General features: G+C 61.4%; 22 protein-coding genes. 15 read left to right on the top strand and 7 right to left on the bottom strand.

Going from position 1 to position 15,991, the window contains the following annotated elements; all coding sequences use genetic code 11:
* Positions 1 to 6 precede the first annotated feature (6 nt).
* The 3 genes from EEY80_RS09100 to EEY80_RS09095 are packed head-to-tail and all read left to right on the top strand — an operon-like array spanning position 7 to position 1,077.
* Positions 7 to 297 carry a disulfide bond formation protein B gene (locus tag EEY80_RS09100; RefSeq protein WP_235829774.1) on the top strand — a complete coding sequence of 97 codons (291 nt, stop codon included), beginning with the start codon at positions 7 to 9 and terminating at the stop codon, positions 295 to 297.
* The gene (locus tag EEY80_RS20760; protein ID WP_235829777.1) at positions 188 to 421 is read left to right on the top strand and encodes a hypothetical protein; all 234 of its coding nucleotides are present in this window, start codon (positions 188 to 190) and stop codon (positions 419 to 421) included. Before EEY80_RS09100 ends, EEY80_RS20760 begins: the two co-directional genes overlap by 110 nt.
* Complete coding sequence (locus EEY80_RS09095; protein WP_126976257.1) at positions 418 to 1,077, top strand: DsbA family protein; 660 nt, start codon at positions 418 to 420, stop codon at positions 1,075 to 1,077. The genes EEY80_RS20760 and EEY80_RS09095 overlap by 4 nt, the downstream gene beginning before the upstream one ends.
* Before the next feature lie 6 nt (positions 1,078 to 1,083).
* On the opposite strand, the gene mntR is transcribed toward EEY80_RS09095, so the two are convergent.
* A complete protein-coding gene (gene mntR / locus EEY80_RS09090; protein ID WP_126976356.1) occupies positions 1,084 to 1,539 on the bottom strand; it encodes a manganese-binding transcriptional regulator MntR in 456 nt (151 codons plus the stop codon).
* Positions 1,540 to 1,653: 114 nt separating this feature from the next.
* On the opposite strand from mntR, the gene EEY80_RS09085 reads away from it, so the two are divergent.
* From EEY80_RS09085 to EEY80_RS09075, 3 genes are all read left to right on the top strand, one after another.
* Entirely contained in the window at positions 1,654 to 2,799 is a 1,146-nt protein-coding gene (locus EEY80_RS09085) for a multicopper oxidase domain-containing protein (protein WP_126976256.1), read from the top strand.
* The gene (locus EEY80_RS09080; RefSeq protein ID WP_126976255.1) at positions 2,796 to 3,977 is read left to right on the top strand and encodes a ZIP family metal transporter; all 1,182 of its coding nucleotides are present in this window, start codon (positions 2,796 to 2,798) and stop codon (positions 3,975 to 3,977) included. The genes EEY80_RS09085 and EEY80_RS09080 overlap by 4 nt, the downstream gene beginning before the upstream one ends.
* Positions 3,978 to 4,050: 73 nt before the next feature.
* Complete coding sequence (locus EEY80_RS09075; RefSeq protein WP_328590519.1) at positions 4,051 to 4,425, top strand: hypothetical protein; 375 nt, start codon at positions 4,051 to 4,053, stop codon at positions 4,423 to 4,425.
* A gap of 125 nt (positions 4,426 to 4,550) precedes the next feature.
* On the opposite strand, the gene EEY80_RS09070 is transcribed toward EEY80_RS09075, so the two are convergent.
* The gene (locus EEY80_RS09070; RefSeq protein WP_126976354.1) at positions 4,551 to 5,216 is read right to left on the bottom strand and encodes a L,D-transpeptidase; all 666 of its coding nucleotides are present in this window, start codon (positions 5,214 to 5,216) and stop codon (positions 4,551 to 4,553) included.
* 327 nt (positions 5,217 to 5,543) lie between these two features.
* Here EEY80_RS09070 and lnt point away from each other — a divergent pair, with 327 nt between their 5' ends.
* The 7 genes from lnt to EEY80_RS09040 all read left to right on the top strand — a co-directional run bounded on the left by lnt (position 5,544) and on the right by EEY80_RS09040 (position 10,628).
* Positions 5,544 to 7,055: an apolipoprotein N-acyltransferase gene (gene lnt, locus EEY80_RS09065; protein WP_126976254.1), complete on the top strand. Its 1,512-nt coding sequence runs from the start codon at positions 5,544 to 5,546 to the stop codon at positions 7,053 to 7,055.
* Complete coding sequence (locus tag EEY80_RS20080) at positions 7,052 to 7,225, top strand: hypothetical protein (protein ID WP_164738206.1); 174 nt, start codon at positions 7,052 to 7,054, stop codon at positions 7,223 to 7,225. Before lnt ends, EEY80_RS20080 begins: the two co-directional genes overlap by 4 nt.
* A 104-nt stretch (positions 7,226 to 7,329) precedes the next feature.
* Positions 7,330 to 7,923, top strand: coding sequence for an SCO family protein (locus tag EEY80_RS09060; RefSeq protein ID WP_126976253.1), 594 nt, complete (start codon positions 7,330 to 7,332; stop codon positions 7,921 to 7,923).
* A gap of 3 nt (positions 7,924 to 7,926) precedes the next feature.
* On the top strand, positions 7,927 to 8,400 hold the full coding sequence (locus EEY80_RS09055; protein ID WP_126976252.1) for a copper chaperone PCu(A)C: 474 nt from the start codon (positions 7,927 to 7,929) through the stop codon (positions 8,398 to 8,400).
* A gap of 38 nt (positions 8,401 to 8,438) precedes the next feature.
* Positions 8,439 to 8,981 (top strand): SCO family protein, encoded by a 543-nt coding sequence (locus tag EEY80_RS09050; protein ID WP_205749070.1) that lies wholly within the window; start codon positions 8,439 to 8,441, stop codon positions 8,979 to 8,981.
* A gap of 16 nt (positions 8,982 to 8,997) precedes the next feature.
* Complete coding sequence (locus EEY80_RS09045; protein ID WP_164738205.1) at positions 8,998 to 10,161, top strand: M23 family metallopeptidase; 1,164 nt, start codon at positions 8,998 to 9,000, stop codon at positions 10,159 to 10,161.
* Complete coding sequence (locus tag EEY80_RS09040) at positions 10,158 to 10,628, top strand: DUF411 domain-containing protein (protein WP_112312868.1); 471 nt, start codon at positions 10,158 to 10,160, stop codon at positions 10,626 to 10,628. Before EEY80_RS09045 ends, EEY80_RS09040 begins: the two co-directional genes overlap by 4 nt.
* A 60-nt stretch (positions 10,629 to 10,688) precedes the next feature.
* Here EEY80_RS09040 and EEY80_RS20585 read toward each other — a convergent pair whose 3' ends face one another.
* From EEY80_RS20585 to EEY80_RS09025, 3 genes are all read right to left on the bottom strand, one after another.
* Positions 10,689 to 11,198: a TlpA family protein disulfide reductase gene (locus EEY80_RS20585; RefSeq protein WP_112312979.1), complete on the bottom strand. Its 510-nt coding sequence runs from the start codon at positions 11,196 to 11,198 to the stop codon at positions 10,689 to 10,691.
* A 69-nt stretch (positions 11,199 to 11,267) separates the two neighbouring features.
* Positions 11,268 to 12,737 (bottom strand): multicopper oxidase family protein, encoded by a 1,470-nt coding sequence (locus EEY80_RS09030; RefSeq protein ID WP_112312870.1) that lies wholly within the window; start codon positions 12,735 to 12,737, stop codon positions 11,268 to 11,270.
* Positions 12,738 to 12,799: 62 nt separating this feature from the next.
* Complete coding sequence (locus EEY80_RS09025) at positions 12,800 to 13,192, bottom strand: hypothetical protein (protein WP_126976249.1); 393 nt, start codon at positions 13,190 to 13,192, stop codon at positions 12,800 to 12,802.
* 146 nt (positions 13,193 to 13,338) lie between these two features.
* Between EEY80_RS09025 and EEY80_RS09020 the strand changes: the two genes are divergently transcribed.
* Positions 13,339 to 13,950, top strand: a complete 612-nt coding sequence (locus EEY80_RS09020) for a membrane lipoprotein lipid attachment site-containing protein (RefSeq protein ID WP_112312873.1) — start codon at positions 13,339 to 13,341, stop codon at positions 13,948 to 13,950.
* 94 nt (positions 13,951 to 14,044) lie between these two features.
* Positions 14,045 to 14,512: a DUF411 domain-containing protein gene (locus tag EEY80_RS09015; RefSeq protein WP_112312980.1), complete on the top strand. Its 468-nt coding sequence runs from the start codon at positions 14,045 to 14,047 to the stop codon at positions 14,510 to 14,512.
* A 39-nt stretch (positions 14,513 to 14,551) separates the two neighbouring features.
* Here EEY80_RS09015 and EEY80_RS09010 read toward each other — a convergent pair whose 3' ends face one another.
* The gene (locus EEY80_RS09010) at positions 14,552 to 14,992 is read right to left on the bottom strand and encodes a hypothetical protein (protein WP_126976248.1); all 441 of its coding nucleotides are present in this window, start codon (positions 14,990 to 14,992) and stop codon (positions 14,552 to 14,554) included.
* A gap of 203 nt (positions 14,993 to 15,195) precedes the next feature.
* The gene (locus EEY80_RS09005; protein WP_232831648.1) at positions 15,196 to 15,918 is read right to left on the bottom strand and encodes a DsbA family protein; all 723 of its coding nucleotides are present in this window, start codon (positions 15,916 to 15,918) and stop codon (positions 15,196 to 15,198) included.
* Between the last annotated feature and the right edge of the window lie 73 nt (positions 15,919 to 15,991).

Below are 15,991 nucleotides of genomic sequence, written 5' to 3'. Positions count from 1 at the left end.
CAATCCATGTCGCGCGACGACCTTTCCTTGACTGCGGCCTTCCTGATCGCTCTGGCGGCCACGCTTGGTGCGCTCTTCATCGGAGAGGTGCTGGGTCAGATGCCCTGCACGCTCTGCTGGTATCAGCGTATCGCCATGTTCCCCTTGGTGCCGATCCTTGGCCTGTCGCTCTGGCCGGGGGGACGCGATGGCGCGCACCTACGGCTTGCCGTTGACCCTCGCCGGGCTCGCACTTGCGGCATGGCATTCGGGCCTGTACGCAGGGATCCTGCCCGCGCCGATCGTGCCCTGCACTGAAAATGGCCCATCCTGCACCGGCGAGGCGCAGATGATCCTTGGCCTGCCGATCCCCTATCTTTCTGCGGTCGCCTTCGCGGCGATCCTTGCCTGTCTCATCCTGCCGAAAGGACACCGCCCATGAACCGCCGCACCCTTATCCTTGGAGCCTCCGCACTTGGTGTTGCTGCCTTCGCGGGTGGCGCCTTCGTGCTGAAACAGCGCCGCGACGCCGAGGCAGAAGCGGTGGCCGCCGCCACGCCAACCGAGGATCAGGCCCTCTTGGTCCGTGACTACTCCCCCAGCTTCGGCCCCGCCGACGCACCATTCACTCTTGTCGAGTTCTTTGACCCTTCTTGCGAGGCCTGCCGTGCATACCACCCCGTGGTGCAGGAAATCCGGCGGCAGTTTCCGACGCAGGTCCGCGTCGTGCTGCGCTACACCGTTTTCCACGAAGGCTCGGACGAGGCTGTGCGCATCCTCGAGGCTGCGCGGATGCAAGACAAGTTCGAGCCTGTCCTCGATGCACTTCTTGAGCAGCAGCCTGGCTGGGCTGTTCATGGCTCGCCTGAGATGGATGTGGCATGGGAGATTGCCGGGGCTGCGGGCCTTGATCCCGAAAAGGCCGAGACGGACCAGTTCTTCCCGGGGATCACTGGTATCCTGAATCAGGATGCGGCCGACGTGGAAGCCTTGGCTATCCGCCAAACGCCAACCTTCTTCCTTAATGGCAAACGGCTGGAGAATTTCAGTGCCGATAGCTTGATGGCCGATGTGCGGTTCGCAGTCGAGAATAGCTGACGACCGTCAGGACCGGTTGGCGAAAGCCGAAAACAGAGCCAGTGTCCGTTCGCTGACATGGTGCTCGATGCCTTCGGCATCGCGTTCCGCCGTCTCGGCGTCAAGCCCGAGGCTAAGCAGGAACCGCAGCACGATCTCGTGCCGGTGCCTACATTCCTTGGCCAGCGCCCTGCCCTGTTCCGTCAGGAAGATTGAACGATACTTGGCCCGGGTGATCAGGCCGTCGCGGGCGAGACGGTCCAGCGTCTTGGCCACCGTCGGCGCCGTGACACCCATTCGGGTAGCGATGTCGACCGGCCTCGCCTCGCCGTGGCTGTGGATCAGTTCGGCAATCAGCTCCACGTAATCTTCTGCCAGCTCGTTTCGCCGCGCTGCGCGCACGCCCTGAAATGCCTCCGCGCGCAAGTCGGGAGAGCGGTCGTCACTGGCAGCATGGAGAACTTCATGAGGATCATCGTGCATCGTGGTCACAGTCTCGCACGATCTGGGTTGACAGGTAAACCCTGCGGGCAGATTGTTAGCCTTGTCTAACATTTCGCGCCAAGACTTTGGTGCCCAGTTCGGGAAGTCCCATCCATGCCTGCCGACGAGAACACATCGGTTGATCCGTCACGGCGCGCCTTGCTCGTTGGGGGCTTGGCCGCCGCCGGTGGCGCAGCCGTTGCCGTCGGCACGGCACGGTCGCAAACAGCACCTGACCCGATGGCTGGACACGACATGTCTGCGATGTCGGCCGATCCCTACGCAGCACCGATGTCCGGCATGGCGCATGGCAACATGACAACGGTCGGGCGCGTCGACCACGACGCGAACGGTTTCGATCCTTCGACAATGTTGACGGACTGGGATACTGGAACAACCGAGCTTCTGCCCGATGGCCGAACCCTGCGCACATTCGAAGTCACTGCCATCGACCGGGAGATCGAGATCGCCCCCGGTGTTCTCTTTCCGGCATGGACGTTCAACGGCCGCGTCCCTGGCCCGGCCCTGCGAGCCAAGGAAGGTGAGCGGCTTAAGATCATCTTCCGTAACCATGGCTCGCACCCGCATTCGATGCACTTCCACGGTATCCATTCGGCGCGGATGGACGGAGTTCCAGGGGCTGGGCTGATTGGTCCCGGGGAAGAGTTCATCTACGAGTTCGATGCCAAGCCTTTCGGCTGCCATCTCTACCACTGCCACGCGCTGCCGCTGAAGCGCCACATGCACAAGGGTATGTACGGCCTCTTCGTGATCGACCCCGACCCAACCCGTCAATCCGACCCGGCGCTTTCCGCCGTTGCCGCCTCGCGTATGCTTGGCAGTCCCGAGAATGGCAACTGGCAGGAACTGGCGATGGTCATGAATGCCTTCGACACCAATTTCGACGGCGGCAACGAGGTTTATGCCGTCAACACGGTCGGCCAAGCCTACATGAACGTGCCGATCCGCATCGACAAGACACGGCCTGTGCGGGTCTATCTGGTAAACGTGACCGAGTTCGACCCGATCAACTCGTTCCATCTACACGCGAATTTCTTCGATTACTTCGACACTGGAACGACACTGACGCCGACCCTGCGCACAGTCGACCTGATCATGCAGTGCCAGGCGCAGCGCGGCATTCTCGAGTTCAGCTTTGCCGACCACGAGGACGGGATGTACATGTTCCACGCGCATCAATCCGAATTCACCGAACTTGGCTGGGTGGGCATGTTCGACGTGCGGGGGCCGGGCGCATGAGCGACCAGAGCCAGCCCACCCGCCCCACTGCCATACGGCTTCTGCTGGTACTTTTGCCGCTGGCTGCCATTCTTGGGTCTTTCGTCTGGATCGCGTCACTCGATCCACTTCGCAGCTTCAACAACGGCGCGCCGCCGGTCGAGTCCCTGACGGTAGAGCGAACCGTTCTCGACCAGACCGGCATCCAGATTCTGGTGCGAGCGGGCGGCTCGGAGGCGATGCAGATCGCCCAGATTGCCGTCGATGACGCCTATTGGACCTTCACGCAGAATCCGCCAGGGCCAATCGCACGCGGCAGCGCCGTGTGGCTCCAGATCCCATACCCTTGGGTTCTGGGAGAGGCGCATCATGTGGCCCTGGTGTCGAACACCGGCACCGTATTCGGGCACGAGATTGCCGTGGCGGTGCCTACGCCGCAGGCCACTGCGGGACAGTTCCGCATGCAGGCGCTGGTGGGAGCGCTGGTCGGATTGCTGCCGGTGGCGCTCGGTCTGATGTTCTACCCAGCCATGCGCGGCTTTGGCACCGCTGGCATGAACTTCGTGCTCGCGTTGACGGTGGGCATGCTGGCCTTCCTGCTTCTGGATATGATTGCCGAGGCCACGGAACTGGCCGCCGAAGCGGCGGCAATGTTCCAGGGCTCGGCGATGGTCTGGCTGTCGGCGCTGGCCAGTTTCCTGTTGCTGATGGCCATTGGGCGCTGGCGCGGGCGACCCGAGGGGCTGGCCCTGGCCTTCTACATCGCGCTCGGCATCGGGCTGCACAACTTCGGCGAGGGTCTGGCCATCGGCGGCGCCTTTGCCGCCGGTGCGGCGGGGCTTGGCACCTTCCTTGTCCTCGGCTTCGCACTGCACAACGTCACCGAAGGCATCGGCATCGCAGCCCCCATGCTGCGCATCCGCCCGCCGCTCTGGAGCTTTGCTGCGCTGACTTTGCTGGCAGGTGCACCAGCTGTGCTTGGCATCTGGGTTGGCAGCCTTGCCTACGCGCCACAATGGTCAGCCTTGGCACTTGCGGTCGGTGCCGGTGCCATCCTGCAGGTGATGGTCGAGGTCTCGGCCTATCTGCAGCGGCAGAATAGTGATCGACAGGCGATCCTGTTCTCTCCGGCCGTTCTCGGTGGCTTCCTTGGGGGTATCGCCTTCATGTATGTGACAGCGGCGCTGATCAAAGTATGACTCATTTGATAGCTGGCCAAAGACCTTTGGCCAAGATCACGCTCGCGATCGACACAAGAAGCAGGGAAGTTCGATGTCAAGGATTGATAATTGTGGGACAGAAATACCAAGCGAATCCTCAAAGCCGATAGGCACCACCACGACCGGCGTGGTGAAAAAGTGTCGGCGAGTCTTTGTTGCTGTCGCTCTTCTCGCGCTCGGAGCCTGCACTGTCCCGATCGATCAGGCCACCGACAAGTCAACCGGCTTTCTCAAGGAACTGCCCGAAGGTGTCGCGCTGATTGCGGCTCCCTACCAGAATCTTGAGGAGGTGATCTTCAAGCCTGAGGACGGCTGCTATTGGTACCGCCATGTCGGGCCGGTTGAAACGACAATGTTGCCGTTGCGAACGGTCGAAGGAAGGCCAATCTGCACACAGCTTTCCGCCAAACCCACTGTTTCGAGCTGACAGTACTGCTGCCTAAGCCGCGCGCCGGCAGCGAGGACAAGAAACCGCATGTCAGCGACCCGCTTGTGGGTAGGTCGAACTTGCGCATCTAGCGTTCCATGAAACGAAGCCCCATGCGATTCCTTTTAGCTGGTGGTCGCCACGTTCCCCTCTTCTGCGGGATAGAGATACGCGGTAACGCCAGTCTCAACCTTGTCGAACAGATCGTTGATATGTGGCATGACCATGCGCACGCAGCCCGAACTTGCTCGGCTACCAATCGAACGTGGAAGCGGTGTCCCGTGGATCCGCAAGTAAGTGTCGCGGCCGCCGACGAAAAGATAAAGAGCCCGCGATCCCAGGGCGTTGGCTGGGCCAGGGTCCATGCCATCTGCGAACTTCGCATAGATTTCCGGCTCGCGTTCGATCATGGCTGGCGTGGGGGTCCAACTCGGCCACTTTGCCTTGCGCCGGATCGTATATGTTCCAGGCTCGTAGAGACCGTCCCGGCCAATGGCGACGCCGTAGCGCATCGCCGTGCCGTCAGCCTGAATGTGATAGAGATACCGCGCAATCGCGTCGACATGGACATCGCCTGGCACCAACCCGGCACGCGCTTCGACGCGGGTCGGAAGGAGGCGAGGATGCAATCCCCATGGGTTGGTCGTGGCAGGGTCATAGCCTGACGGGGTGACCTCGGCATCCCAGGCTGCCCATTGGTCTTGCAAGTGCGATGAAGCGAAAGCCGGGGCGGAAATCGGTGCCGAAAACAATGCGGCTGTCGTGGCAATGAAGTGGCGTCGTGTGAACATGAGCTTGGCTTTCTTCTGGATGCTGCAGCGCGGAGCCGTCGAATACACCTGCACCGTTCAATATGCCGTTGAGAAAAGCGCGCCTCGTGTCCAGTCAAGTCTGTGTGACCGGACACCTGTTGTTAAGGTCGAGCTGTTTCGCAGCCTGCATGGGCAAGGAAATCATGCGATGTGCCCCTTCGACCTGACAATGCCGTGATGCATCAAACCACTTGTTGCACCTCTAGTTGCTAGAGCAGCTAGCCCTCTCGATGAAATCGGGAGGCGGTGTCAAGTTTGGTCAAATCGGAGGAACAAAGGATTTCGAGCAGGACGAACCTGCGTGGCATGGCGGGTCTGGTATCCTCTGTCCTGGCAGGAGCCTGCATTGTCTTCGCCTTGCCGCCGTACTCAATCCTGCCGCTCGGAATGGTTGCTTTCGCAGTACTGTCGTTATTGCTGCGAGATGCAGCCCCCATGAGGGCGCTCGGCCTCGGATACCTGTTCGGTCTGGGACAGTTCGTGCCGGGGCTGTTCTGGGTCACCGAGAGTTTCCAGGTGGATGCTGATCGCTTCGGCTGGCTGGCATTGCCGGCCGTTCTGGGCCTTGCGGCCGTCCTGTCGGTTTTTCCTGCGTTGGCCTGCACCTTATCGGCCAGGATGGCGCGCGCCGGATTGCCGCTGGCGCTTTCGCTCGCGACAAGCTGGACCGGCCTTGAATGGCTGCGGGGGCATGTTCTGACGGGGTTTCCTTGGAACCTTGCTGCCTACACGCTGGCCGATTGGTTGCCCTTCGCGCAGGTGGCCTCCCTGGTCGGCAGCTATGGGCTGGGGTTCCTCTTGGTGCTTTGTTCAGCACTGGTCGGGCTAGCTTTCCCCGCGCCCGCTCGCAGGTTGCAGGTCATCTGTTTCGCCAGCGCCACCGCAATTGCGGTGATCGTGGCTGGTTTCGGCGCTGCGCGCCTGACTTTGTCAGATCCCCCGTCGGAGCGCGGCGCACATATCCGCGTCGTGCAACCGAACATCGCGCAAAGCGCCAAATGGGACGAAGGATCCCGGAAGGCCAACATCCTCCGACTTCTCTCGCTTTCTGCACGACCGGGCGATTACGATATCCTGCTTTGGCCCGAAACCGCATGGCCGGGGTTTCTCGCCGAAGACACTGGGGCCCGTGTCATGCTTGGGTGGCTCTTGCCGAACACTGCCGTCCTTTTGGCTGGCAGTCCTGAGCGGGAGGTCACCGCTGACGGGACGGTGTACCGAAACTCAGTGCTCGCCATCGCGCCGGATGGCTCTGTCCTGACGCGCTACGCCAAGCATCACCTTGTTCCCTTTGGTGAATACGTTCCGTGGCGGAGTGTCCTGCCATTCCAGCGATTGGTCGAATCTCTAGGTGATTTCCTCCCCGGTCCGGGTCCCCGCACCCTTGCATTCGGCCCACATCCCTATGCGGGTATCGCTATCTGCTACGAGATCATCTTTCCCGGGCATGTGGTCGATGATGCCATCCGACCGGACTGGATTTTCAACGCGACCAATGACGCCTGGTTCGGTGCGTCCATTGGTCCAAAGCAACATCTGGCCTCGGCTCGGATGCGGGCCATCGAGGAGGGACTTCCTCTCGTGCGTGCCGCAAATACGGGCATCTCGGCAGTGATAGACGCCTACGGAAAGACACTGGCGATGCTGGACATCGAGACTTCTGGCGTAATCGACATGCGCTTGCCGAGGCCCCTGCAACCGACGCTCTACGCCCGTATTGGCGACTGGTCCGTACTCCTCCTTATCCTTTGCTTTTGGGGAGGCTTCGCCTTCTGGAGTTGGCGGAACAAGAGTATCCTGAAAGGAGAGTTTTCATGATCGGACCAGTTTTCGGGATCGTCGGATTTCTGTGGGGCTACTATCTCGCCCGACAGCGCGGCGGCAAGACGCTTGACCGCCTGCAGTATGGCGCAGGCTTCGCCATCGCTTTCGGGCTGTTCGGCACCCTCCTCGGCATTGCCCTCGCCAGATTTCTTGGGGCGGCCTGATCGGCGAAACCTCGCCGGTGCTTAACTCTTCACCTCTTTGTCGGTTGAACCTCTAGTTGCTCGAGGTTTTAGACCGCACGCCGTTCTCATTGTCTGGACTGGTCATGCGTCTTCGTTCTCTTCAGATCATCCTTTGGGTCGCCGCGACGGCGGCGGTCCTCGCTTTCGCGGCGGTGCGGTGGTGGCCCGCAACGGACGACACCCAAGCAGCAGCTTCTGTCTTCACGCCCGCCTTCGCGCTTGCTGACAGCGAAGGTCGCATCCGCACGACGGAGGAATTCCGTGGAAAATTCCTTTTGGTGTTCTTCGGCTTCACAAGCTGCCCGGATGTCTGTCCGACTACGCTCTCCGAAGTCGCGCAAGTCATGGATGACCTTGGATCTGACGCAGGATCGGCGCAGCCAGTTTTCATCTCGATCGATCCTGAACGGGACAGACGGCTTGGGCTGGCTGATTACACCAAAGCCTTCCATCCAGCGATCCTCGGCTTGGCCGGCAGCGAGGCCGAAACGCAGGCTGCGGCCGCAAGCTTCAAGATCTTCTATGAGCGGGAGGCCGATACCGCTTCGCAAGGCGGGTACACGATGGCGCACAGTCCCGGCCTCTATCTCATCGGCCCGGATGGCGCGTGGCTGCGTCAATTCACCTACGGCACACCGGCGGCCGAAATCCTTTCCGACCTTCAATCGAGACTTTGACCCATGAATCACTTTCTTCTTGCTGCAGCCCTGATCCTCTCTGCATCTGCAGCGATGGCCTGCGAGACCGTGACCATCGGCGATCTGACGGTTGAGCACGCCTGGTCCAAGGCGACAATCGGCGCGGGGCGTCCCGGCGTCTTCTATGTGGAGATCACGAACACCGGATCGACCGACAACGCGCTGGTTGGCATCGCGACGCCTGCAGCCGGTATGCCGATGCTGCACGAGACTGTTGTTCAGGACGGCATCGCATCGATGCCGCATGCGATGTCCATCCCCGTGCCGGCTGGCCAGAGCGTGCAACTTTCTCCGGGGGGGTATCACGGCATGCTGATGGGGCTGACGAATGCCCTGAAGGAAGGCGACAGCTTTCCGGTCACCCTCAGCTTTGAAAAGGCTGGTGAGGTCACGGTAAACGTCGACGTCCTGTCCTTGCGTGCGGAGGGGCCGGATTGCGCCGACGCAGGGCAGTAATCCTCGGCGCTGTAGGTGCCATCGGAGCCGTCGCCTTCATGCTGGGCGTCGGCGCCTATCGCACGCGCAATCGGCCAGCCCGCAACGAGCTCCTGCCCTTGCCAATTGGCGAGATGTCCTGGGCATTGACCGATCACCAAGGCCGCTCAGTCCGACCGAAAGACTGGGCCGGCCGCCCGGTCATGGTGTTCTTCGGCTTCACCTGGTGCCCCGACGTCTGCCCGACCACATTGAGCGACATATCGCTCTGGCTCGAAGACCTGGGTGCCGACGCGAACCGTTTGATCGTGGCGCTGATTTCGGTCGATCCGGAACGCGACACGCCCGTCGTCCTTGCGGACTACGTCAGCAACTTCGACCCGCGTATCATCGGGTTGACGGGTCCCGCCGAGGAGGTCGCGCAGGCCGCCGCAGATTTCCGCGTAACCTATCGCCGTGTCGACAAGGATGGCGGCGACTACACGATGGACCACACCGCCGGTGTGTTCCTGTTCCACCCCGATGGGCGCTTCGTCAGCATCATCGACTTTCACGAGGACCGGCGATTCGCCGTTCCCAAAATCCGCCGAACCCTCAGTTGAAAGGTCATTCTGCCAGATGATCCGCTCTGCATTTCTCATCCTTGCTGTCGCGTCCTTCGCCCCGCTCCAGGCAATGGCCGATCCTCCGACGGCGCATTTGCCAGCGGCCTTCGAAACCACGATCGCCCCCGGTGACACTTTGGACAGCGTCCTTGGTCACGCAGGAATCCCCGCGACGATCCGGGCAGAAGCCGCACTGGCACTTTCTGGGGTCTATGACCTGACCGACCTGCGACCTGGTCACCGGATCAAATGGACGGCAGCGTCCGGGGATCCGGCATCGCTGACACGCCTTTCACTGTTCGTGGAAGATGGAGTAGAAATTGCCCTCACCTTCGACGGGCCGATCGCAGCACAACGGCTTGACCCACCGGTTCATGTGACGGACCGGGGTGAGACCTTAACCTTAGACGGAACCCTTTACGACGCTTTGACGGCCCGGAATGCACCGGAACGCTTTGCGGTTGACCTGACAGCACTTCTTGCGGGCCAGGTCGATTTCAGGCGCGACCTCAAAGGTGGAGAGACTTTCGCGCTGGTCTGGCAAGAAGATCAGCTTCCCGATGGCAGCATCGCGGGAGAGCCGCGCCTGAGTTACGCACGGCTGGAGCTTACTGATCGCGTCCTCGAACTTGTTGCGACCGAAGCCGCTGGTCCGGTCATCGTCTTTGAAGATGGCGAAGCCGTGCAGCGTTCCGCGGCCCCCATCCTTGGTGCCCGCCTGTCGTCCGTCTTTGGCCGCCGGAACCATCCCGTGCTGGGCGGAGTTCGAATGCATACCGGGATCGATTACGCGGCCCCCGTGGGGACCGAGGTTTCGGCGACTGGTGCCGGTCGGGTGATCTTTGCGGGCTCGATCCGCGGTTATGGCATCACGATCGACATCGACCACGGCGGTGGGGTCGTCACGCGATATGCGCATCTCTCTGAGATTGCTGAAGACGTTCGCGTCGGAACGCGGGTCAAGGCGGGCGACGAGATTGGCGCGGTCGGCGCGACAGGGCTCGTGAGCGGCCCGAACCTCCATTACGAAGTGCGTGTCGATGGCCGACCGGTCGACCCGAAAGACCAGGACGCCCTGCCGGAGCAAGAGATTGCTACTGCTGCTGACCTTGATGCACTTGCCACTTGGCGCAGCGAAACCGGCTTCATGCCAACAACCGACGGGGAACGTGGATGAAAAGGTATTTTATCGGTCGCCGTGAACTCATGCTTGCATCAGCAGCCTTCGCCCTGGCCCCTGCCGCCAGGGCAGAGGAAGAACCACCGATCCATGTCGTCAAAGGGCGCGGTTGCGAGTGCTGCGAGGCATGGGTGGATTACTTGCGCGAAAAAGGGTTCACAGTAACGGATGAGGTGTCGATGGGAACCTTGCTGATCCGCTTCAAGATGGATCAGGGCATTCCGGCAAAGGCCTTTTCCTGCCACACAGGAACCGTTGACGGCTATGCGCTCGAAGGCCATGTCCCGGCTGCAGATATCCGCAGGCTGCTCGACGAGCGTCCTGACGCAGTCGGCCTCGCAGTACCCGGCATGCCCTACGGCTCCCCCGGCATGGGATCAGAAGACAGTCGAGACGCCTATGACGTTCTGCTGGTTCGCCGGGATGGAAGTCTCGAAATCTTCACCAGCTATCAGGCAGCCTGATCTGTCCATTTCCGAACTCAACGTGCTAGGCAGGGATTTAATCAAGGGAATGGCGACCGATCAAAGCAGATCCGATATCTGACGGACAGCCTCGTCGCTTCCCCAGTCGAAGGGGCCCTGAAGCCGCCCGATTTCACGCGTCTCGCGGTCGATCAGAAGCGTCGTCGGCAGTCCGATGAAGGCCAAAGCCAGTTGAACCCGCAACGGTTCCGCCCAGTAGAGCGGCAGGTTTACAAGCCCGATCTCATCATAGAAACCTCGGCCCCTTTCGATCCCGCCCTCGTCGATGCAAAGGGGTAGCACGGCAAAATCCGGGCCTCCAAGCAGCCCTTCCAAACGTTCGAGTGCCGGCATCTCTTCCCGGCAGGGCGGGCACCAAGTCGCCCAGATGTTCAGAAGGATCACACGCCCGGCAAAGTCCCCAAGAACCCTGGTGGTTCCTGCTTCATCCTGGATAGGCGGGGAAAGCAGAGGCTGCGGGTCCTTTCGCAGCCGGAAAGGCGGTCGCGCTTGGGCGGGCCCCGCAATGAAGCTCGCTGCAAGACCGGCAAGGAGAGGTCGACGACCCATCTGAACAGGCATTGGTTTTCCCATCGCGGAAGGCCGGACCCGCAGGCAATCTGCGGGTCCGGATCGTCGTCAGGCCGAAACCGCGAACTCAGTCATCATGCCTGTCGAGAGATGCGGCATGTGATGGCAATGCAGCATCCACCGCGCCGCTTCACCCGCATCCACCGCGACCGTCACCATCCCCATCGGCGGCACATGAACGGTGTCACGAACAGCACCCGCGATCCGGTTCTGGCCCACGCCGACCACCTGGAAAGCGTGGCCATGCAGGTGCATGGGATGTGCCATCATTGACATGTTGTGGAACATGATCTCGACACGCTCGCCGGTTTTCGCGGTCACCGGGGAATGTTTGCCCCAGGTCTGCCCGTTGATGGTCCATACGTAGGGCATCATCGAGCCGCCCAGCATCAACATCGGCTGCGACGATGCCGCGCGCTCCGGCAGCGGGGTGACGGCGCGCAGGGCCGCTTCCTGCGTCAGATCGGCGCTGAAGGCAGGATGGTCGGCGTCGGACATGTTGGCGACCTTCGTCACCGTGGCCCCCGGGGTGGCAAGGACGAGACCCGTCCGTTCTCTTGCACCCTCGCGCAGGGCGAGGACCGGGAAGGCCCCGCCTTCGGCTGGAACATTAAGCTCGATGTCAAGCCGTTGGCCCATCGCGATTCCGAAACGGTTGCCAGGAAGGGGCTGCACCGGCTCTCCGTCCACAGTAACCAGCCGCCCGGTCAGTGCGCCGGTGTCGATCCAGAACACCGTCGCGGCGGCCGCGTTGATCACCCGAACAAGGACCTTGCTGCCCTTGTCCACCTGCACGACTTCGGGGTCGTCCAGCGTCCGGTCATTGGCAAGGTAGGCGTCAAAGTTGTAGTCGTTCAGGTCCATCGCCATGCCGTCCATGCCCGGCATGGCCATCATGTCCCCCTGACCCATTGCGCCCATGTCCATGCCGGCCATGCCGTCCTGACCCATCTGGCTGTGGTCCATCCCGGCCATGGACGCGCCGCCGGTAATCTCTGCCAGCACCTCCGCAGGCGGCTTGAACGAAAAGTCGTGCAGGAACAGCGTCACGTCCTGCCGATCGGCCGCAACATCCTCGGGCCGCCGCACGACCAGGGGGGCGGCCAGCAGCAGCATCTCATGCGCGGGGATATGGGCATGCATCCAGTGCGTGCCCGGGCGCGCGGCAAAGTCATAGGCGCGGCTTTCGCCGGGTTGCAGCGTGGCCATGGGCATGTCCGGCACGCCGTCTTGAGCGTTTGGCGGGATCTGTCCGTGCCAGTGGATGATGGTCGGCTCGGTCAGGGTATTCGTCAGATCGACGGCGAATGCCTGACCCGGGTCGAGGACCAATCCAGACCGGCCGTTGCCGTCCATCAGCCCCCAGACGGTGGCGGCCCTGCCCCGGATATCGAGCGTCCGGGTCGTCGCCGTCAGCGACATGCGGGCTGATTGTGCTCTAGCACGAGCAGGCAGAATAAGTGAGGCGGCAGCAGCCGCAGAAGCGCCCAGAAAGCCGCGGCGAGAGAGAGCGATCATGCGAATTCTCCTGTATCGCAATGTGAAAAGACTGAAGGCCCCGGCGAACCGGAGCTATAGGGTCAGATCAGTGTGCGTTTCGGAGGTGGGCCAGGTGGCGGGAGCGCAAGCGATGCAGCCAGCAGGTCATTGTTCAGGTTGATTTCAACCGAACGCGCGATGGCGACGACGCCCGGGCTTGGGGCGGGAAGAGCCGCAGCCGCAAAAAGACAATGTTGCTGGCAAAGCAGCCGTTGTGCATCGTCAATCGGGCTGCCTGCGGATGACATATGCGCGCCATGGCCAGCCATCGCCATCATCTGCTCATGGTCGGCCTGAGACTGTTGCCGACCTTCGGAGAAGGCAAGCATTGGCAGGATCGCCGCCAGAAGATAGGCGGCGAGGATCAGTGCACGCATAGGAAACAACGAGCGGGTCATGACGTCATGTGTATCAGTGTGGTCTGGTGCCGTCATCTGACAGTTTGGTGTCTGGGCAATATGGCGATGACATCGACTGCAGCAGAATTGCCGCGTTTTCCCTCGTCTTGACTTGATAGCGCAGAGTTTACTGGCAACCGAACGCGGGTCGCGAAAACTTCAATGATCTGACGGTACACACCATGAAACGATTGGTCTTCGCCCTTTTCGCAACTCTGTTGCTGTCCGCCTGCGGCGCCGAACCGATCTGGGCGCCGGATGAAGCCGTGGCCGACGCGCGCTATGAACATGTCGGCCCGACCTCGGTCACGCTCTATACCGTCCTGTCGACCCGCAGCGGCGCCGGTGCGCACGCCGGGCTTTTGATCAATGGCTCAGAGCGTGTTCTCTTTGACCCGGCGGGAACCTGGCGACATCCGAAGCTTCCAGAGCGCAACGACGTCCATTTCGGGATCACGCCGAAGATGGTCGACTTCTACATCGACTACCATGCTCGCGAAACTTACGACGTTGTCGAGCAGACAATCATGGTTTCACCAGAAGTTGCGGACCTGATCATGGCGCGTGCCAAAGCGTACGGCGCGGTGCCCAAGGCGAACTGCACAATTGCAATATCGCGCGTACTGGAAGGCGTTCCCGGCTTCGAAAGCCTGCGAATGACCTGGTTCCCGAAACGGATGATGGAAGGTTTCGCAGATCTGCCGGGCGTTCAGACCCGTCGGATTACGGACGATGACGCAGATGAGAATCACGGCGTCCTTCTGGTGCAGGCCGGGGACGCGCGTCTTCGGTAGTTTCTTGGTGATCAGGCCTATTGGGAGCCATACTGCGCTCGCCACGCCCGGCCTTTGGCAGTATTTTGCGGTGACACATAAAATGGGGCTTTTGATGATCCTTGCGCGCCGTACTCTTCTTCTTGCCGGACCGGCCATCCTTGCCATGAGCACTGTGCCTTTGCTGGCCGAAGGGGACGAACGGATCCATGTGGTGAAGGACCCTGGCTGTCCGTGTTGTAACGCCTGGATCGGCCACCTACGCGAAAGCGGCTTCAACGTCAGCTTTGAAGAGCGCAGTGTCGAAGACCTCGCGACCTATAAGCGGGAGCGCGGTATCCCGGAGAACCTGTCGTCCTGCCACACGGCGACCATCGGCGACTACACCATCGAAGGGCACGTTCCAGCAGCGGATATCCGCAGGTTGATGGCCGAACGCCCCTTGGCAGTGGGACTTTCCGTTCCGGGCATGCCATTCGGCTCACCGGGAATGGGACCAGAGACAGAGCGTCAGGCTTATGATGTCGTTATGGTCGGTCTGGACGGAAGCAGTACGGTCTTCACCAGCTATCCGGCGGCGTGAGATCCCCACCCGGTGCGCGCCGCGCGAGAGACCATAGGCTCATCTTTGCAAGCCGACCTCGGATGCTTGCCAGGCTTCCAGAAGCACATCCCGCGGCCCCGCTCCGTCAAGCGGTCTGATCGCGACATCCAACCTGCGCGCCGCGTGGTAGGCTGAGGCGGCCAAAAGACCGGGCTCCTTGCCGTAGGCGAGCCGGTAGCGTGTGACGAAACCGTCCATGCGGTCATCACCATTCCAGCCCTCCGCAAGGAGTGCTTGCACCAGAACGGTGCTCGCACGGCTGTACTTGCTCGCCGCGTCGTCGGCGGCAGGCTTCGGTCCAAGGACGATGACGACATCAGCCGGCTCGTCTGGTGAGCCAGTCAACTTCTGGACAAGTCTGGTGGCTTCGGCCGGAAGCGGAAGAACATGCACGTCAACGCCGCCCAGATGCCCGTCGGAGGTTTCGTTTGGGTGCCCGTCCCGCTCGTCGGCAGCCAACACGAATCCTCGGACAGCCTCCGCAAGGTCTTGCTCAACATTCTCACTGACGACGAGAATTGCTGCAATGAACGAATGCGCTGCCGCAATTCCAGACAGAGCGATCCATAGTACCGCCGCGAGGGCCGGGACGGCCGGGATCGTCCTGCGAGCAGGGAAGGCGGTGCAACAGGAGCATTCCGAAGCGACTCGTTTCGAACCACTCATTCTGATGCCCGAACAGAAGCCACGATTTCGGAAAGCTGCGCCTTTTCAACAAAACCGGGGACCAGCTGATCGCCTACGACAAAGGATGGCGTCCCGTTGAAACCGAGCGCCTCGGCCAGACGCATCGAGGTTGCAATGTGCTCGTCGATCTCTGGCGCCTGCATGTCTGCCTTGAGTCTGTCCAAGTCCAAGCCGATTTCGCCGGCGACACGCAGCACCGTGTCGGCTTCTACCTTGCCGCGCATACCCATCAGAGCATTGTGGAGCTCAGCATATTTGCCCTGCTTCCGGGATGCGAGCGCGGCGCGTGCGGCAAAGGCAGATCCCTCGCTGAGGATTGGCCATTCGCGCATCACCAACCGGATGTTGCCGTCTTCGGCCAGAAGAGCGTCGACTTCCGGCATGGCGCGCTTGCAGTAGGGGCAGTTGTAGTCAAAGAACTCGACTACCGTGATATCGCCCTTCGGATTGCCTAGAACCGGTGCGTTAGGGTCACGTTCCAATGTGTCGCGTTCATTGGCCAATACTGCGGTTGCGGCGGCTGCCTGCGCTTCCGCCTGCCGCTCTTCGAGGGCCTGGAGCGCTTCGAGGATCAGTTCGGGGTTTTCGCGCAGGGCCTCGGCGACGAGAGCCTTGATGCGTTCATCCGAGACCTCCTGCGCGAAGGACGGCATAGCGACTTGGAAACAGAAGACACTGGCAAGCAGCAGGGATTTCATTCGCATCGGGCGGACCTTTCATTTCGTACATTTTTTGAGGGTTGATGCTTCCTCAAGTAACTCGAGAGGCAAG

It is taken from the genome of Frigidibacter oleivorans (assembly GCF_003993775.1).
Classification (GTDB): Bacteria; Pseudomonadota; Alphaproteobacteria; order Rhodobacterales; family Rhodobacteraceae; genus Frigidibacter; species Frigidibacter oleivorans.
The sequence above is the reverse complement of the archived record's forward strand: the minus strand, read 5'-3'. Positions and strand labels throughout refer to the sequence as shown.

Excerpts from the sequence above, each read along its gene's own strand:
- EEY80_RS09100 (WP_235829774.1), top strand. The coding sequence starts at position 7 with ATGTCGCGCGACGACCTTTCCTTGACTGCGGCCTTCCTGATCGCTCTG.
- EEY80_RS20760 (WP_235829777.1), top strand. The coding sequence starts at position 188 with ATGGCGCGCACCTACGGCTTGCCGTTGACCCTCGCCGGGCTCGCACTT.
- EEY80_RS09095 (WP_126976257.1), top strand. The coding sequence starts at position 418 with ATGAACCGCCGCACCCTTATCCTTGGAGCCTCCGCACTTGGTGTTGCT.
- mntR (WP_126976356.1), bottom strand. The coding sequence starts at position 1,539 with ATGCACGATGATCCTCATGAAGTTCTCCATGCTGCCAGTGACGACCGC.
- EEY80_RS09085 (WP_126976256.1), top strand. The coding sequence starts at position 1,654 with ATGCCTGCCGACGAGAACACATCGGTTGATCCGTCACGGCGCGCCTTG.
- EEY80_RS09080 (WP_126976255.1), top strand. The coding sequence starts at position 2,796 with ATGAGCGACCAGAGCCAGCCCACCCGCCCCACTGCCATACGGCTTCTG.
- EEY80_RS09075 (WP_328590519.1), top strand. The coding sequence starts at position 4,051 with ATGTCAAGGATTGATAATTGTGGGACAGAAATACCAAGCGAATCCTCA.
- EEY80_RS09070 (WP_126976354.1), bottom strand. The coding sequence starts at position 5,216 with ATGTTCACACGACGCCACTTCATTGCCACGACAGCCGCATTGTTTTCG.
- lnt (WP_126976254.1), top strand. The coding sequence starts at position 5,544 with ATGGCGGGTCTGGTATCCTCTGTCCTGGCAGGAGCCTGCATTGTCTTC.
- EEY80_RS20080 (WP_164738206.1), top strand. The coding sequence starts at position 7,052 with ATGATCGGACCAGTTTTCGGGATCGTCGGATTTCTGTGGGGCTACTAT.
- EEY80_RS09060 (WP_126976253.1), top strand. The coding sequence starts at position 7,330 with ATGCGTCTTCGTTCTCTTCAGATCATCCTTTGGGTCGCCGCGACGGCG.
- EEY80_RS09055 (WP_126976252.1), top strand. The coding sequence starts at position 7,927 with ATGAATCACTTTCTTCTTGCTGCAGCCCTGATCCTCTCTGCATCTGCA.
- EEY80_RS09050 (WP_205749070.1), top strand. The coding sequence starts at position 8,439 with ATGCTGGGCGTCGGCGCCTATCGCACGCGCAATCGGCCAGCCCGCAAC.
- EEY80_RS09045 (WP_164738205.1), top strand. The coding sequence starts at position 8,998 with ATGATCCGCTCTGCATTTCTCATCCTTGCTGTCGCGTCCTTCGCCCCG.
- EEY80_RS09040 (WP_112312868.1), top strand. The coding sequence starts at position 10,158 with ATGAAAAGGTATTTTATCGGTCGCCGTGAACTCATGCTTGCATCAGCA.
- EEY80_RS20585 (WP_112312979.1), bottom strand. The coding sequence starts at position 11,198 with ATGGGTCGTCGACCTCTCCTTGCCGGTCTTGCAGCGAGCTTCATTGCG.
- EEY80_RS09030 (WP_112312870.1), bottom strand. The coding sequence starts at position 12,737 with ATGATCGCTCTCTCTCGCCGCGGCTTTCTGGGCGCTTCTGCGGCTGCT.
- EEY80_RS09025 (WP_126976249.1), bottom strand. The coding sequence starts at position 13,192 with ATGACGGCACCAGACCACACTGATACACATGACGTCATGACCCGCTCG.
- EEY80_RS09020 (WP_112312873.1), top strand. The coding sequence starts at position 13,339 with ATGAAACGATTGGTCTTCGCCCTTTTCGCAACTCTGTTGCTGTCCGCC.
- EEY80_RS09015 (WP_112312980.1), top strand. The coding sequence starts at position 14,045 with ATGATCCTTGCGCGCCGTACTCTTCTTCTTGCCGGACCGGCCATCCTT.
- EEY80_RS09005 (WP_232831648.1), bottom strand. The coding sequence starts at position 15,918 with ATGAAATCCCTGCTGCTTGCCAGTGTCTTCTGTTTCCAAGTCGCTATG.